19 protein-coding genes and 1 pseudogene are annotated in these 15886 nt (G+C 36.8%); 11 read left to right on the forward strand and 9 right to left on the reverse strand.

Going from position 1 to position 15886, the window contains the following annotated elements:
- Positions 1-111 precede the first annotated feature (111 nt).
- Positions 112-303: pseudogene (locus ACB088_RS09770) on the reverse strand (ethanolamine permease); the annotation flags it as partial.
- A 5-nt stretch (positions 304-308) separates the two neighbouring features.
- Complete coding sequence (locus ACB088_RS09775; RefSeq protein ID WP_375036824.1) at positions 309-1259, reverse strand: AraC family transcriptional regulator; 951 nt, start codon at positions 1257-1259, stop codon at positions 309-311.
- A gap of 422 nt (positions 1260-1681) precedes the next feature.
- Between ACB088_RS09775 and ACB088_RS09780 the strand changes: the two genes are divergently transcribed.
- The 6 genes from ACB088_RS09780 (at position 1682) to ACB088_RS09805 (ending at position 7983) form a co-directional block, all read left to right on the forward strand.
- Positions 1682-2731: a phenylacetaldoxime dehydratase family protein gene (locus tag ACB088_RS09780; protein ID WP_375036825.1), complete on the forward strand. Its 1050-nt coding sequence runs from the start codon at positions 1682-1684 to the stop codon at positions 2729-2731.
- A gap of 113 nt (positions 2732-2844) precedes the next feature.
- Positions 2845-3696, forward strand: coding sequence for a transporter (locus tag ACB088_RS09785; RefSeq protein WP_375036826.1), 852 nt, complete (start codon positions 2845-2847; stop codon positions 3694-3696).
- Positions 3697-3836: 140 nt separating this feature from the next.
- The gene (locus tag ACB088_RS09790) at positions 3837-5351 is read left to right on the forward strand and encodes an amidase (RefSeq protein WP_375036827.1); all 1515 of its coding nucleotides are present in this window, start codon (positions 3837-3839) and stop codon (positions 5349-5351) included.
- A gap of 84 nt (positions 5352-5435) precedes the next feature.
- Complete coding sequence (gene nthA / locus ACB088_RS09795) at positions 5436-6035, forward strand: nitrile hydratase subunit alpha (RefSeq protein ID WP_133746395.1); 600 nt, start codon at positions 5436-5438, stop codon at positions 6033-6035.
- Between the two features lie 42 nt (positions 6036-6077).
- A complete protein-coding gene (gene nthB, locus ACB088_RS09800; RefSeq protein WP_375036828.1) occupies positions 6078-6728 on the forward strand; it encodes a nitrile hydratase subunit beta in 651 nt (216 codons plus the stop codon).
- A 43-nt stretch (positions 6729-6771) separates the two neighbouring features.
- On the forward strand, positions 6772-7983 hold the full coding sequence (locus ACB088_RS09805; protein WP_375036829.1) for a GTP-binding protein: 1212 nt from the start codon (positions 6772-6774) through the stop codon (positions 7981-7983).
- 8 nt (positions 7984-7991) lie between these two features.
- Here ACB088_RS09805 and ACB088_RS09810 read toward each other — a convergent pair whose 3' ends face one another.
- Entirely contained in the window at positions 7992-8441 is a 450-nt protein-coding gene (locus ACB088_RS09810) for a limonene-1,2-epoxide hydrolase family protein (protein ID WP_375036830.1), read from the reverse strand.
- Positions 8442-8462: 21 nt separating this feature from the next.
- The gene (locus ACB088_RS09815; protein WP_375036831.1) at positions 8463-9317 is read right to left on the reverse strand and encodes a metal-dependent hydrolase; all 855 of its coding nucleotides are present in this window, start codon (positions 9315-9317) and stop codon (positions 8463-8465) included.
- Positions 9318-9508: 191 nt separating this feature from the next.
- Here ACB088_RS09815 and ACB088_RS09820 point away from each other — a divergent pair, with 191 nt between their 5' ends.
- Positions 9509-10192 (forward strand): TetR/AcrR family transcriptional regulator, encoded by a 684-nt coding sequence (locus tag ACB088_RS09820; protein ID WP_092705352.1) that lies wholly within the window; start codon positions 9509-9511, stop codon positions 10190-10192.
- Positions 10193-10265: 73 nt separating this feature from the next.
- Here the strand turns inward: ACB088_RS09820 and ACB088_RS09825 are convergent, their stop codons facing one another.
- A complete protein-coding gene (locus tag ACB088_RS09825) occupies positions 10266-10826 on the reverse strand; it encodes a TetR/AcrR family transcriptional regulator (protein WP_375036832.1) in 561 nt (186 codons plus the stop codon).
- Positions 10827-11554: 728 nt separating this feature from the next.
- Between ACB088_RS09825 and ACB088_RS09830 the strand changes: the two genes are divergently transcribed.
- The 3 genes from ACB088_RS09830 to ACB088_RS09840 all read left to right on the forward strand — a co-directional run bounded on the left by ACB088_RS09830 (position 11555) and on the right by ACB088_RS09840 (position 13012).
- The gene (locus tag ACB088_RS09830; RefSeq protein WP_375036833.1) at positions 11555-11884 is read left to right on the forward strand and encodes a hypothetical protein; all 330 of its coding nucleotides are present in this window, start codon (positions 11555-11557) and stop codon (positions 11882-11884) included.
- Between the two features lie 62 nt (positions 11885-11946).
- A complete protein-coding gene (locus tag ACB088_RS09835; protein WP_375036834.1) occupies positions 11947-12528 on the forward strand; it encodes a histidine phosphatase family protein in 582 nt (193 codons plus the stop codon).
- 61 nt (positions 12529-12589) lie between these two features.
- Positions 12590-13012, forward strand: a complete 423-nt coding sequence (locus tag ACB088_RS09840) for a hypothetical protein (protein WP_375036835.1) — start codon at positions 12590-12592, stop codon at positions 13010-13012.
- A gap of 70 nt (positions 13013-13082) precedes the next feature.
- Here the strand turns inward: ACB088_RS09840 and ACB088_RS09845 are convergent, their stop codons facing one another.
- Both ACB088_RS09845 and ACB088_RS09850 read right to left on the reverse strand, forming a co-directional pair.
- The gene (locus tag ACB088_RS09845) at positions 13083-13718 is read right to left on the reverse strand and encodes a tetratricopeptide repeat protein (protein ID WP_375036836.1); all 636 of its coding nucleotides are present in this window, start codon (positions 13716-13718) and stop codon (positions 13083-13085) included.
- A gap of 281 nt (positions 13719-13999) precedes the next feature.
- On the reverse strand, positions 14000-14626 hold the full coding sequence (locus ACB088_RS09850) for a hypothetical protein (protein WP_199990899.1): 627 nt from the start codon (positions 14624-14626) through the stop codon (positions 14000-14002).
- Positions 14627-14700: 74 nt separating this feature from the next.
- On the opposite strand from ACB088_RS09850, the gene ACB088_RS09855 reads away from it, so the two are divergent.
- Complete coding sequence (locus ACB088_RS09855; RefSeq protein WP_375036837.1) at positions 14701-14967, forward strand: LysR substrate-binding domain-containing protein; 267 nt, start codon at positions 14701-14703, stop codon at positions 14965-14967.
- A 64-nt stretch (positions 14968-15031) separates the two neighbouring features.
- On the opposite strand, the gene ACB088_RS09860 is transcribed toward ACB088_RS09855, so the two are convergent.
- The gene (locus ACB088_RS09860) at positions 15032-15220 is read right to left on the reverse strand and encodes a hypothetical protein (RefSeq protein ID WP_133746695.1); all 189 of its coding nucleotides are present in this window, start codon (positions 15218-15220) and stop codon (positions 15032-15034) included.
- A gap of 147 nt (positions 15221-15367) precedes the next feature.
- Positions 15368-15838, reverse strand: coding sequence for a hypothetical protein (locus ACB088_RS09865; RefSeq protein ID WP_375036838.1), 471 nt, complete (start codon positions 15836-15838; stop codon positions 15368-15370).
- Positions 15839-15886 lie beyond the last annotated feature (48 nt).

The raw sequence follows: 15886 nt of genomic DNA on the forward strand, positions 1-15886 counted from the left end.
TCTTTTCAAATACTAGATTTCCAAAAGCCTTATTTGGCAAGCTTTAAGCACAAGAGCAATTTCAATTAAAAAACTAATTAAACAAATAAAGAGGCCTAAACCTCTTTATTTTTATCGCACTAAAAAACAGTCATCAATCATGGCAAACTCTTGCTCAGGAGTAGCTTTAAACAAATAATGACCACTGTATAGCAAGTAATAAAATATAAATCCGAGATAAATCAGCACAGCTAATAATCAAACTTTTGGATTAATCATTAAACCTGCAACTACAGTGACGGTGGCAAGAATCAAAGAGATACAGGGAACTAACACTTTTTAAAATATTCTCGAGGTGTTACACCAAAAGCTTTTTTGAATGCATGGCTAAAATGTGAAAAATCAGTAAAACCATAATCTAAAGCTACTTCAGAAATGCTAGCCACCCTACCACTTTTCAGTGCGTCACGACTTGCTATTAAACGTTCAGACCAAATGACTGACATGACCGTCTTTTGATGTCTTGCAAATGCCCTACTCAATGTTCGTGTTGATACACAATGTGTCTGTGCAATCTTTTCCAAGTTCAGTTCAGGATTTTGTAAATTTCTTAAAATAAAACTCATCGCCTTACTATACAAATCCCGCTCAATATTTACCTTCGCAATATCCTGTACTTCTAAACTTAATACCAATAACTCTAAAGCTGATTTAGTAAAGCGTTCAGCAAAATCTATGTTGGAAAAATCAAATGTTTGATCTACTGATTGTCGTAGCATCTCACGCAAAGGAATAATTCCAGGCCGAGTTTCATCCAAAACTTGAGCAGTTAAATGTTCAATATTAGGCACACGATTGATTAATAAATAACGAGGAATACGGATTAAATGATTTTTGCTTCCTGCTAAATTGAACTGAAAGGTTTGTGCAGCATCGTATAGCATGAGGCTATTATTTCGGTATTGTGTTGTTCTTCCACCTTGGGCTAATTGTCCACAACCATTTTCCATAAATCCAAGCCACAAATCATCATTTGGCCCAAACCGTAGATGCTTTTCGGTGCGTTCCCAAAAGTGCATAGTTGATGAAATAGTGCATATATCTATCAAACCAAGATGACGTACACTTAATTCACCATTAAAAGATTTTTCATCTTCTGGCTTGCTTTGAGCGGGAATACAGTGCCGTAACACAACATCGTTCCAATACTCGAAACGTTCAGATGCGTTTATATCTTGAGTTGAATAATGAATCGGATTTAATGACTGATAATGATTCATGGCAATTTAATCCCTTATACGACTACGCAAGATGTCAAAAAATATGGTCTTGCTTTTATCAAGCAACTTTCATACCACTACTCTTCTGTTATCTCTGTGCACAGTTAAAGTCTTTTCCATAAGACCCGTTTGTTTTATTCATCTACTTATACTTTTTTACATGCTGATCGAGCAATCCTGCAACATCAACAGCTCACTATAAATTAAACGATATATTTTTTTTGATCAAATTAAAACCTGTCTTTTTTAAACAAGCGATTGTCCATTCTGACCAAGTTTCGTTTTATGCCTTGCGTAATATCAATATAACAACGGTGCTCCCCCAACATAAACAACCGTTAAAACAACGCCTAATTGTTTTGATTAAGGCAATACGAATTTTGCGATTGAAACACTGCAATAAGAGATGTAGGAGAAACGAAATGGAATCAGCAATCGACAAACATCTAAAATGTCCTCGCACACTGAGCCGCCGAATTCATGATGAATATGAACCCCCATTTGCCATGTGGGTGGCTCGGGCTGATGCAGATCTTCAGCAAGTTGTGATGGCTTATTTAGGTATACAGTTTAAACCTGACCAAAAAGCTACGGCTGTAAAAGCGATGCAGCATATCGTGAAAAGTTTTAGTTTGGAAAACGGGCCATTAAACCACGATATAACACATCATACTGACAACCAGAATTATGAAAATTATATTGTGGTTGGTTACTGGCGTGATCCCGCTGCCTACTGTCAATGGGCACGTTTAGCAGAGGTCAATGACTGGTGGAATTCAGATGAACGTCTAAATGATGGCATCGGTTATTTTCGTGAAATTGTTTCGCCACGGGCTGAACAATTTGAAACCTTATATGCGTTTAAAGAAGATTTGCCTGGTGTGGGCGCGGTTATGGATCGTATCAGTGATGATATTCAAGAACATGGATATTGGGGATCAGCACGAGAGCGCTTTCCGGTTTCACAGACAGATCGCATGTTAGCCAATGGCGAATTAACTATACTTTCAGGTGATCCTCAAAAAGGTGGGCGTGTCGTCGTACAGGGCCATGACAATATTACGTTAATCCGCTCTGGTCAGGACTGGGTCAATGCAGATGAACAAGAAAGAGCATTATATTTTAATGAAATGCTTCCTTCATTGCAGGATGGCATGGATTTCCTTCGCGATGAGGGCCAATCTGTTGGATGCTACAGCAACCGTTTTGTTCGAAATGTTGATCTTGAGGGTAACTTACTTGATATCGCTTACGATATAGGTTACTGGCGCTCATTAGATAAACTAGAACGCTGGGCAGAATCGCATCCGACACATCTCAGGATTTTTACCACTTTCTTCAAAGTTGTTACCGGCTTACAAAACTTGCGTCTTTATCATGAAGTTTCAGTCAGTGATGCCAAACATCAAATATTTGAATACATCAATTGCCACTCCCAAACAGGCATGATGCGTGATGCCCAAACGACCTAAATAACCCTAAAAATTATTTTATTTCACAAGAATACAGGCACCGTCTAACTGTGCTCATGGCTGGTTATTGCCTAAAGGAAATGCAAATGAATTCAAAATATTATAAATATTACATGATGTTAATAGCCCTACTGGCTGCATATGCTGAAACACATGGGGCTGAAGTGATGCCGGGTGATTATGAGCAAGCTCCCGGTGGCCTAACTCTCGGTGCAATATATTATCAACATGCCACGACCGATGCACTTTATAGCAATGGTTCAACTGCCGCAAAAGATATGAAAGTCGAATCAAACATAGGAATCGCAAGGATGATCCATGTATTCGAACTCAGCGATCGCGTCACAATTGAGCCACAGTTCTTATTACCCTTTGGTCGCGTTGAAGGTAAAGACAATGCCAGCGGACTTGGGAGCACCTCTGGTATAGGAGATCTTGTTTTAACCGCTCCTGTCCGCTATCGCTTAAATGATGCTAAAGATGTTCTTGCAGGAACGCTTTATATTAATGCTCCGACTGGAGATTACGACAATGATAAACCATTAAATTTGGGGAGTAATCGCTGGAAACTCGATCTACAGGGTGCATATGTTAAACATTTCACACCAAACTGGGCATTAGATCTGGTGGGTGATGTGGTGTTTTACACCAATAACGATAATTACGGAGCAAATTCTGACACCCTCAAACAGGATATCTCGTTTGAAACACAAGTCATGGGACGCTATATGCCAAATGCCACAACCTCTTTGGGATTAGGTATCGGGCATAACTGGGGTGGTGAAACCAAAATCAATAATGTTTCACAGGATGACTCCACCGAAACCACCAACATTCGCTTTGCTATTAGCAAATTTATGACGCCTAAAGACCAGTTCGTAGTGCAGCTGGGGCGTGATCTTTCAGTGGAAAATGGCCTGAAAGAAGATTTCCGTTTGAACTTGCGTTATTTACGCATTTTTTAAAAGTTAGCCCCTATTAGGATAACTGCTCAAGTTGTCCTTTTCGAACAAATGTCTGGCGCTTTAAATCAAGTTTTCAAGAAAAGAACAGACTAATTTAAAACATATCTTCAGTCAGAATAATAAGTGACGGGTAAAAAATTATGGCAATTCAAAGACCAACTATCGACGATTTAAAACAAATTGCAAACAACCTGCACATGCAGTTGACTGACGTAGAAGCCGAGGAATATCTAAGTGTTATGCAGGCTAATTTTGATGCATACGATTTGATTGATGAACAGGCAGATGAAATTCCAGAAGTTCATTACCCACGTACTCAACCTTATCGACCTGACGTGACCGAAAATCATCTCAATGCATGGTATTACAAAACTGAAGTTAAAGGTGCCCCAACTGGAAAACTTGCAGGAAAAACCGTTGCTCTGAAAGATAATGTCTCGCTTGCTCACGTTCCAATGATGAATGGTTCATCTACATTGGAAGGTTTCATCCCCGATTATGATGCCACTGTAGTGACTCGTATGCTTGATGAGGGTGCTACGATTTTAGGTAAGGCTACCTGCGAACATTTCTGTTTATCAGGTGGCAGCCACACCTCAGACCCAGCTCCAGTACATAACCCATATCGTCACGGCTATTGTGCAGGTGGTTCATCATCTGGGAGTGCTGCACTTGTTTCAAACGGCGATGTTGATTTAGCAATTGCTTGCGATCAAGGCGGCTCAATCCGTATTCCGGCTGCTTTTTGCGGTGTTTATGGGATGAAACCCACCCATGGATTGGTTCCATATAGCGGGATTATGCCTATTGAAAATACGATTGATCATGCAGGGCCAATAAGCCGTTCAGTTCAAGATAATGCGCTACTGCTTGAAGTCATCGCAGGTGTAGATGGGTTAGACCCACGTCAGTATGCTGTTCATGTTGAAAACTATACAAGTTATTTAGATCGTGGTGTGAAGGGTTTAAAAATCGGTGTTGTTAAGGAAGGCTTTGCTCTACCCAACATGGACGTAAGAGTGGCAGAAAAAGTCCGACAAGCCGCAGCTGAGTTTGAAAAACTCGGTGCAATTGTTGAAGAAATCTCTTTGCCTGAACATCAACTGGCAGGTGCATTATGGACACCGATCGGCTGTGAAGGCCTGACTGCACAAATGATGCATGGAAATGGCATGGGCTTCAACTGGGAAGGCTTATACGATGTCAAACTACTCGATAAACATAAAGACTGGCGTCAAAAAGCCGATCAACTTTCTCCAACATTAAAAGTCTGTATGTTTGTGGGTGAATACGGCATTCAGAACTATTCAGGTCGTTACTACGCTAAAGCACAAAATATTGTACGACGTGCCCGTGCAGGTTATGACCGGAAATTGGCTGAATACGATCTGTTATTAATGCCAACTTTGCCAATTATTGCCCAACCTCTGCCTGACTCAGATTGCTCGTTAACTGAATATATTACCCGTGCATTTGAAATGATTGGAAATACAGCCCCACAAGATATTACAGGCCATCCAGCGATGAGTGTTCCATGTGGTCTCATAGATGATCTACCTGTCGGCATGATGCTCATCGGACGTCACTTTAACGAAGGCACTATTTATCAAGCAGCAGCAGCTTTTGAAGCAGCCATTGACTGGAAAACTTTTTAAGCAAAATCAAAACGTTCATTCAATCAAACCATTTCTTCATGAATATGGTTCGTTGACACTCATCTCTACCAAGGAGTATTACACGTGAGTACATCTGTTTCTAAAACATCAAACTCCACCCCAGGCGAGAGAGCATGGGCATTACACAAAGTGCTTAGCAATAAAGGATTAATACCAGAAGGATTTATCGAAGGTTTAACCGATCTGCTTGCCAATAAATTTGATCCGGCTAACGGCGCTCATGTAGTGGCTAAAGCGTGGACTGACCCAGCCTATCGCGAACTGTTATTAAGTAATGGTACAGCAGCATGTGAAATGTTTGGTTATACCGGCCCGCAGGGAGAATATATTGTTGCCCTTGAAGATACACCAACAATCAAAAATGTGATTGTTTGCAGCCTTTGTTCTTGCACTAACTGGCCCGTGTTGGGCTTACCACCAGAATGGTACAAGAGTTTTGAATTTCGGGCGCGATTAGTGCGTGAAGGTCGCACGGTACTAAAAGAACTGGGCACCGAATTACCCGAAGATATCAAAATTAAAGTATGGGATACCTCTGCCGAAACACGTTATCTAGTATTACCAATGCGTCCCGAAGGAACTGAGCATATGACTGAAGAAGAACTTCAAAAGCTCATCACCAAGGACGTACTTATTGGTGTTGCATTGCCAAAATTGCCTTAGTTTTTAGTAACGCTTTATCAACTATATAGTGGAGTAATGATAATGGATGGTTTTCATGATTTAGGTGGTATGCAAGGTTTTGGCCCAATTGATCACCAAATTAATAGTAAGAGTTACAAACCTGTATTTAAAAAAGACTGGGAACACCTCGCTTATACATTAATGTTTCTAGGTGCAGGACATCTCAATAAATTTAATATAGATCAGATTCGTCATGCTGTTGAGCGTATTGGATTACGCCAACATGTTGGGACTGAATACTACGAGCGTTATGTTATTGCAACAGCAACTCTGCTCACAGAAACTGGTGTGATTACGCAACAAGAACTAGATGAAGCTCTAGGTTCTCATTTTCAACTCGCTACCCCAAATCATTCAAATGGCCGCGAAGCAATTTCAGGACGCCCACCATTTGAAGTTGGTGACCGAGTTACTGTTCGTGATGAATCGATTTCCGGCCATATTCGTGTACCTGCCTATGTAAGAGGAAAAACAGGTGTTGTCCTTCACCGCACCACAGAAAAATGGCCATTTCCAGATGCTGCGGGTCATGGTCATTCCGATGCATTACCGCAACCAACGTATCATGTGGAATTTACAACACAGGAATTATGGGGAGATGCAACTCTTGAAGGTTCTGTAATCGTTGATTTATTTGAAAGCTATTTGGACAAAGCTCAGGCCTCTTCTTAACCTGATTTTCTATATTCATTATCACGAACTGATGAGATCCTACATGACAGCAATATCATTAAAATCAGAATTTGAACTTAATTCCTCTCGTATTCCTGTGACTGTTTTATCTGGCTTTTTAGGTTCAGGCAAAACGACCCTACTCAACTATATTCTGAATCATCAGCAGAATATGAAAGTAGCAGTAATCGTCAATGATATGAGTGAAATTAATATTGATGTTGAAGATGTGCGTCGTCATGTAGATCTCAGTCGTGGTACTGATCAATTAATTGAAATGAGCAACGGATGTATCTGTTGTACATTAAGAGCCGATTTACTCGAACAAATTAGTACAATCGCACGCAAAGCAGAGTTTGACTATATTTTAATAGAATCAACAGGTATTTCAGAGCCCATGCCTGTTGCCGAAACTTTTGCTTTTCTTGATCAAAATGGTTTTAGCTTAAGTGAACTGGCCCGTTTAGATACGCTGGTCACTGTAGTAAATGGCGAAAACTTTGCTCAAATGATTCAATCAAATGACGAAGTAGAGACAGCTCATCAAGATGAACAGTTACCAACAACACGCCCTTTATCTGATCTTTTGATCGAACAAGTTGAATACGCCAATGTTATTTTAGTCAGTCGTGTTGATGTGATTGGACAAGAACAATACGATCAATTGCGATCACTACTCACTGAGCTGAACCCAGCAGCAGAAATTTTTCCCATGTCATTTGGTGAAATTGATCTCGAAAAAATTCTAAATACTCATAAATTCAATTTGCCTGATTTGGTGAAATCTCCAGGATGGATGAAACATATGGATCCGAATGAAAATATTCATTCTGAATCTGAAAATTATGGTATTTCTTCATGGGTATATAGTGAGCGCCTTCCCTTTCATCCTCAGCGTTTTCAGAGCTTTTTACAGCAGGCATGGAATAATGGTGCTTTATTACGGTGTAAAGGCTACATCTGGTTTGCCAACAGTTATCAAGATATTGCGATGCTGGTGCAAACAGGCAATCAATTTGCATGGGAATATGTAGGCAAATGGTGGAATTTTATTAATCAGGCTGATTGGCCTCAGGATACTTATCGCCGTAATAGTATTTTTGAAAAATGGGACCAACGTACAGGCGACTGTCGACAGGAAATTGTTTTTATCGGTCAAAATATTGATTGGGAACAACTTCAGCAGCAACTTGATCAATGTTTATTAACATTAGATGAAATCGAAGACGGACCTGACGTTTGGACAAATTATTGATGTTTAATCTAAATTGTTGGACGTAAACTGGTTATTCCTATCCCGAGAAATCCTCTGATGAGTCCCTTGCTCACATTTAACCAATCAAAGTAATCACGCCACAAAATTATTTTTCCATTTTCAACTTTAAATGTACCGCATACCCAAAATCCAGCATGAAATGGTCCAATATTCACAATATCGGTACGCTCAGTGAGGACCACGTTCCCTTTAGCAACAATTTGATGATTTTTAACTTGTAATTTTCTTGTGCCACTAAGCGCAAGCTTTATTAGACCAGCAACCCTTTTTCCACCTTTAAATGTCGGTAAAGAAACATTGGTATAAAGGATGTCGGGATGGAGCAATTCACTGATCGTGACATGATCTTGTTCCACTAGTGCGTTTAGAAATCGTTCAACAATTTCTTCAGATTGCGCTTGAATATTATTTACATCAGCACTTAAGGTTGGTTTCATTTCAGGTCCTGTTCTAAAAATTTAAATTTTGAGGTCTAAACGCTTTTGCCAAAGGTTTTCTAACGTTTTGGTATCGTGGTCAAAAGGATGAAAATCAGGTCGGTAATAATCTAAAAAATCTTTAACGGTTTGTAGTGTCAGTAATCCTTGATTACCTACTCCTTTTTTAAAAAATTTAGCGATGCCATTTAAAGAAAGTACTTGATCTGCTTTGAGTAATCTTCGTGTGTTATTTGCAATTAAGAAAAGTAAAATGCTTCCTGCAAATGTCATATAAAAAATACGTGACAAATATCCCCCGCCTGATGCGACATAAGCATCAAAAAATACCGCTTTATGTTCGTTTTCTTCAACTGCATGCCATAGCCATAACTCAGCAACTGGACCTACTAAGCGATGATTCCACTGATCATTACGCAAGAGTTCGGCACCTAAGGTGGCAGTGATATGTTCAATTGCACAACCAACCGACATGATATGCATAGTTGGTAATATTTTTTGCATTAGGGCATACAAGGCTTTAACTTCATTCTGTAGCTCATTGATATTGATTTGCTGTTCATCTGCATAATGGTTAAATGCCAAATGCTCTTTAGCATGCATCGCTTCTTGTCCAATAAAAGCACTTATCTCTGCTTGAAGCGCAGGATCATCAATTTTGTCCCGAATATTTCTCAAAGCCTCAATCAACATTAATTCTCCTTGGGGAAAAATAGCTGACATTGCATTCATCAAATGTGTGAAATAAGCATCATTATCAAACCAATAGCGCTTTGAACTGGTGAAATCAAAACTTAATCGTCTGACTGGAAAAGATGCTTTCAAACGATGTGCTATGGAAGAAGGTTTAGGTTTAATGGCTTCAAGCGTAGACATAATTATTCCAATTACAAAAGTACCAATTAGTTCTTTTGTAGATTGCTTTATATTTCTAGTCAATAGTTATTTTTCATCCAATTGAAATTCATATATTTATTTCAAGGGCTCAATGTTTTAAAAAAACATTCTTGAGCCAAAAAGCGGTTAGTGATAGTTTTAGCAAGATTTCAAATTTTAGAAGAATTAGTGTGGAAAAACTCTCTGGCGCTTACGATACTCAAGCAGCGGGCTTACCCAGAGGTCGTACTAGCCTGTTAACCGAAGAAACACGTGAAAAGCAGCGCCGACGTTTGGTTAAAGCAGCCATCAGTGCATTTGCAGAAAAAGGGTTTGCTGCCACAACCATTACAGACATCGTAAAAAGAGCACGAGTATCGAAGCAGGCCTTTTATGAAATATTTGAAAATAAAGAAGACTGTTTTCTAGCAGCGGATGATTTAGGTAGAAAAGCTTTATTTGAGCAAGTTCTCTCTGATATTAAACTTGAAGGTATTCATGCAGATCAATGGATTAGATCCTCTGTCCGCGCCTATTTACAACTATGTAATAGCGAACAAGACTTCACCAAGGCTTGGGCAATCGAGTTCCCAAATGCGGGAAGTCGCTGTCTAGAACAACGTAATTTGTTTTTCGCAGAGTTAGGAAAAAGACTGAAATCTATACATAACGTCATTAAAATGAATCACCCCGAACAATGGGTAAGTGTCCCTGATTTATTTTATGATGCAGCTATTGGCGGCGCTTATGAAATTATTTTTCGCTATATTTGTCAAAACAAGTTTACTGAATTATTAGATCTCGAAGATGATCTCGTTAAATTCATTCAGTTTTCTATTGGATATAAACAAGTCGAAACCGATATTAGCAAATGACTGACATGACAGTTATTTAATTTCTAATATAACTATTCTTGAAGATCACAGAAGAAGATTACTTCGATATTCCCTACACCTTATTCAACCCCACCAAAAAACGATCCAGCACCTTTTCCCGATCAATTGCCCCATCTGAGCTTAAAAGCTGAATAATGGCCCCTTCAATCATATATAAAAATAGTTTGGCGTCCTGAAAAGTCACATCGGTTTTTAGTTTTATAAGCTGGCTATAAATTTCATTGATGAGCCATGTTCTATATTTAATGGCGACTTGATAGGCTTTTGGATAGGTATGTTTCGTTTCAAAAATTGCTTTAAATAATAGATAGTACAGCCCCTCCAAATCAGTATGTAAAAAATACAGTTTCTTGAGTTTATCCATCTCACGCGCCTCAAGACCGTATTCAGCAATTGAAACCACTCTTTCTTTTAGCCGTTCTTTTTGCACAATCAAACAGATTTCAACAAACCGTTCCTTAGAGTGAAAGTAGTTATAAAAAGTCGCTTTGGGAATTTCACACTCTTGCACAATTCTATCGACCCCAACAGTATGAAACCCGCGATGATGAAATAAATAAATCGCCTTATTAACGACTTGTAAGGCACGTGTAGAAAGTACTAAATTTGGCATAGTTTTACCGTTATAAATTCTTGTTGTTTCTAAATGAGATACTTTTTTGGGAGAAAAAAGGCATAGCAAAGCCGTAAAGACTGTGCGTGGCACATCTCAAGTTTTGTTGTTCAAATAAGTTTTTTGAGCCGTAATGACTTAAAGCCTGAAAACCTTAGGGCGTTCAAGCTGCTTTAAATTTTTAAGTTGTGTCGTTATAGCTTTTGGCATTGAGAGCCAAGAAATAATGGATGTGCAAAGCCAACTCCTTTTTTATTGGGAGTTCTGCCAAAACATTAAAATTATGGTGGCAGAACGAAAGGGGGTTAGCAGACTGGCCGAAAAAACCCAGCACACCCGAAGGTGTCCCCCTCCCGTTCCGCCGCAGAGGGGGCACGAGGGTTCGTCACTAAAAGATTGCTCTTTTAATGCTTTTCGGAACGGTCTGCTAAAACCGACTGGCAATGTGGCCAGCAGGCAAAGGATAGTGTCCAACCCTTTTGCAGTCAAGCACACAAAATGACATTTGTTTTAAATTAGATCATTAAAAAGTAAGAATAAATAATGAGTGAGTTATTGTTAAATTGGGGTTTATAAATAGGGTAAAAAATAGCCCAATTGAGGTTTTTTGTAGATTGGATAAACAATATAAAATTAATTTTTAAATAATTAATAAAATTTCAATCTAACCATTGAATAAAAAAAATCACCTATAAATAAGTTAGATAGCAACTTTATATGAGCAATAAATGAAATTTAAAGAAATATTCACTGAGGCTATTCACACTAAAAGCAAATTAAAAGTTACCTTTTTTTCTAAAGAAGATAAAAGCCCTTTAACTCGCTTATGTGCTCCATTCGATATAGGACCGGGTAGTAAAATTAAAAAAGATACAGCAGATCGTTATCACTTATGGGATTATGATAGCGACAGTGGACCACATATTTTATCTCTTATCGATGAACAAGTTATTGATATAAAAATATTAGATGAAAAGTTTGAGCCTTCAAATATTATTAATTGGAATTTCAAACCAAATTCTTGGCATATTAAGAGAAATTGGGGAACTTATAGTTAATAGCAAAAACTCTTTGGAGTTGGGATTAGCTCCACCGCTCCAAAGAGTTCAACGGAATTAATATGAGTATTTTTCTGATCAGACATGCTGAAAGTGAAGCCAATATTAATGGAAAAACCCTTTCGCATGCTTCAATTGCTTTAAGTGAAAATGGGCATAAGCAAGCTCAAGCACTCTGTTTAAAGCTCCCGAAGATTGATCATGTGATTGTGTCTCAATATTTACGCACACATCAAACCGCCGCCCCACTACTGGAAAAATATAATCTCACTTTTGAAGTAGATGAGCATTTGCATGAGTTTAGCTATTTGTCTGAACGCAAGTGTGCCAATACTAATATGGATGACCGTAAGGCTTGGGTAAACGCATATTGGGATAAAATGGATTATCAGCATAAAGATGCCTTTGATGCCGAGTCTTTTGAGGATTTATATGTTCGGGTTCAGGCTTTTCATGAGAAGTTAAAGGCATTGAGTGAAAATTATGTCCAAAAGAATTTGGCTGTGTTTAGCCATGGACAGTTTTTACAGCTTTTGATGATGCAAATACAGCAACCTCAACCACTTTCGAAAGATTTAATGCGGCAGTTTAGATACAACTTGTTTTATCAACCAATTAGAAACACTCAGGTTTTTACTTATTAAACTGATAAATTTCATATAAGCTACATTTAGTATTTTAGTAAAACGTTAAAGAATAAAACCTATGTGCGAATGTCAAAATGTTGGTGATTTTTTTGTATGCCCTGACAGCTTTTCAAATATTTTTAGCAATAACTATGAAATGAAAAATAAGTTTCCTTACTACATCATTGAAGATGCCCCATGTGAAGAAGCTCAACCAAAATTTGACTATAGTGTGTTTTACTATATCTGTTCTGAATGTCAGCAACCATGGTATTTTGAATGCTATCCAGATACACCAACAGCACCTATTTTTGGAATTAAACTTTCAGATGTGAACCAAAGTTTAAGTCAAAATCGAATAAACAGTATTAAGCAATTTTTAGTTGTTTTAGCTCATGAAGGCTTTTCAGAAAACAAGTGCATTCATAAAGGCTGTACGGACTACTCACTTAACGGAATTAAAGTATGTCTTAATCATTTTGGCTATAAGTTTAGTACCTGATAAGTTTTGCTTTCAACTTACCAAGTACTAAGCGAAATACCCAAATAAAAAGTATTCTTAATTTATAGAATTAAATTTTTTGATAATTATCATCGATAGAAGTCAAAAGATCCTGAGCTGGAAACCATCCATTTGCTTCTGCTTTTTGTAACCAATATTGAGCTAATGGAATGTTTTGATCTACAAGTTCTCCATTAAAATAAAGTACTCCTAAACTCCACTCCGCAGCTGCAATACCTTGTTCAGCGGCAATATTATAAAGTTCAATAGCTTTATTAATGTTCTGTTCAACACCAGAGCCATTTTCATATATGTCAGCTAAATTATTTATTGCTGGATAAAAATTTTCTTTTGCCGCCTTTTGATAGTATTCAATTGCTAACAAAGGATCTGGTTCTCTAAAATGAACACCTAGCATGTAGATTGCTGCCAAATTATTTTCCTCTGCCAATATTTGTAATTCTTCTAAAGAAATATCTTCTTCAATTTTATAACAAGGTGTACTTGTCCATGTTAAAGCCCAATTATACTGAGCAATAAAAGACCGATAGTATGTAGCTGCTATCCACAACCATGCTCGCCCCTCGTTAATGTCTTGTTCATATCCATTTATTCCTAAACAATAATTAATCCCTATAATCATTTGTTCATGGACACTAAAGTTCTGCGCTTTATCAGCTATTTCTTTTACAGATACAAAAACCACTTTAAACCTTTTAATTTTTAAAAAACAATTAAGTATAAGTAAATTTAGCTATTAAATATAATCAATGTTCTACAAAAAATAAGAAAAATAAGCACACAAAATGACATTTGTTTTAAATTAGATCATTAAAAAGTAAGAATAAATAATGAGTGAGTTATTGTTAAATTGGGGTTTATAAACGAGTAAATAAAACAGCCTAGTGAGAATATGTTTTAAGCGGAATATACACAGGTGCTGTGTATATTGCCGATTTGAACCAAGAAAATAATTTACTCTTAAATTTATTTTTTCATAGGGAGTAGTAAAACAGGATCTTCAATATCATAACCAGTTTCCTCTGGAACCCCCAGATATTTAACGACAACCAACCTCTTATTTTGTTTAGGTACGCTATAATTTTGGGAAATTTTTATTGCTTTGGTGTAATGAACAGCAACATGGGTCTTACTTTTTAAAGACGGCGATTTTACAACATATTCTGTTTTATATTGGGTGATCTTTCCTGAAGGGTCGAACCAAGCCGATACTTGATTCTGATGAGTTTTTAATGTTTGAATTTTTACAGTCTTACTCTTACTTACTAGCAAAGGGGTTAAATTCTTTTTAATTTTATTTAGAGCCTTATTAAACGCTGTACTATCTTGATCATAATCAATTTTATGAGTTTTTGGATTGATATAGAGAGATTTAACTTCAATAAGTTTATCAGGCGATTTACTATTTAATAGATAATAATATAGTTGTGGTAGACGTCCTCGACCATCTTCATAATGTCTTAATACATAAAGTTTTTTCTCTTTTTCCAGATAACCCAATACTTCAATCTTTTGTCCCCCACTGACAGTTGCATAACTATGTGCGGATAACGTAAAAATAGCACTAAAACTTAGAATTTTTAGAAACTTCATTAGCTGATATCCTTGTGATTTTTTAGCTATGTTATATACATATTAACCAGATTAAAATTACACTTCAGTAAGTGATGCTTGCTGTTTTTTCTATTCTTTTGTACAGAAGCACCTTCACTAATGACTACTTATTGGTCTTATATTCCGATGCTGTACTCGATAGTTGTGCAATAGCCTATTTACCCTACTCTTTGGTGAAACCTGCTTTAGAAGAGAAAAAGTTAGTAAGTCTATTAGAACAACACGCGGTTACCTTGCCTCCTTTTTATTTGTTTTATACCAGTCGTAGATTGATGTCACCTGCTTTTAGAATCGTTAAAGATACCTTGAGTGAAATATAAGAAAAGTCCTCATTAGAGGACTTTTTATTTATAAATTATCGTTTTCTTTAGAGGGTAAAATTAGTTAACGAGTATAGAGTGGATCTTCCTCAACAAAAAACACTTCACCTGATGAAGGTAGAATCCATTGATAGGTTCCTTCTATTTTTTGCATTTTTTCTTTTAAAATATTATATATGGCTACAAGATCATGTTTTTCATCATATTCTCCTATATAGCCAAGCGCCTTTTCCTCATGAAAATCTCTAAACATTTTATGCATTTTTACTGCTCTCAGTTCCATATCTTTTCTCCTTTTTATTATCATTACAATTAATTATGATCTTTTTTTATTTCCAATACTAAAAAATATGTACCAAAATATATCTTATAAAAACATCAACCCAATATTTATTGGAGTTTAATATTTATCAAACCTAAACTTTTCCATATCGTATGGTATGTCTAGCTTCACGCTCCATTGAGTTGATTCTTCACTCATTATAACTGCATCAACTTCAAAAGCATCTCTCTCACTAAAACCTTTTATTTTTAAAAAATTAACAAAACTAGAAGAGTTTATTTTATTAAGATACCCTACTCTTAAAGTATCTATATATACTGCGATTTTATTTGTTTCTTTTTCTAGGCATATTACAGCATTTTTAAAGACCTTAAATCTGCCACCATTTTGGTTACCAACTAAAGTTATCAATTCTTCTTGGTATAAAATTACAATTATTTCATGTTCAAAAAAGTTTTTATTCTCTGTAAATATTTTACCAGCTATTTTTAGGGTGCTTTCGGGAAGCTCAAGGTTAACTTTAGAAAAAACTTTAAATAAAATATAAGCAAAAATAAATAAAATAAAAACTATGATAATAAAATACATATTAAAAATATTCCTCTTAATTTTATAAATTGGCAAAAAGAATATTTA

The organism is Acinetobacter sp. RW6 (assembly GCF_041956835.1).
In the GTDB taxonomy this organism is placed as follows: Bacteria; Pseudomonadota; Gammaproteobacteria; order Pseudomonadales; family Moraxellaceae; genus Acinetobacter; species Acinetobacter calcoaceticus.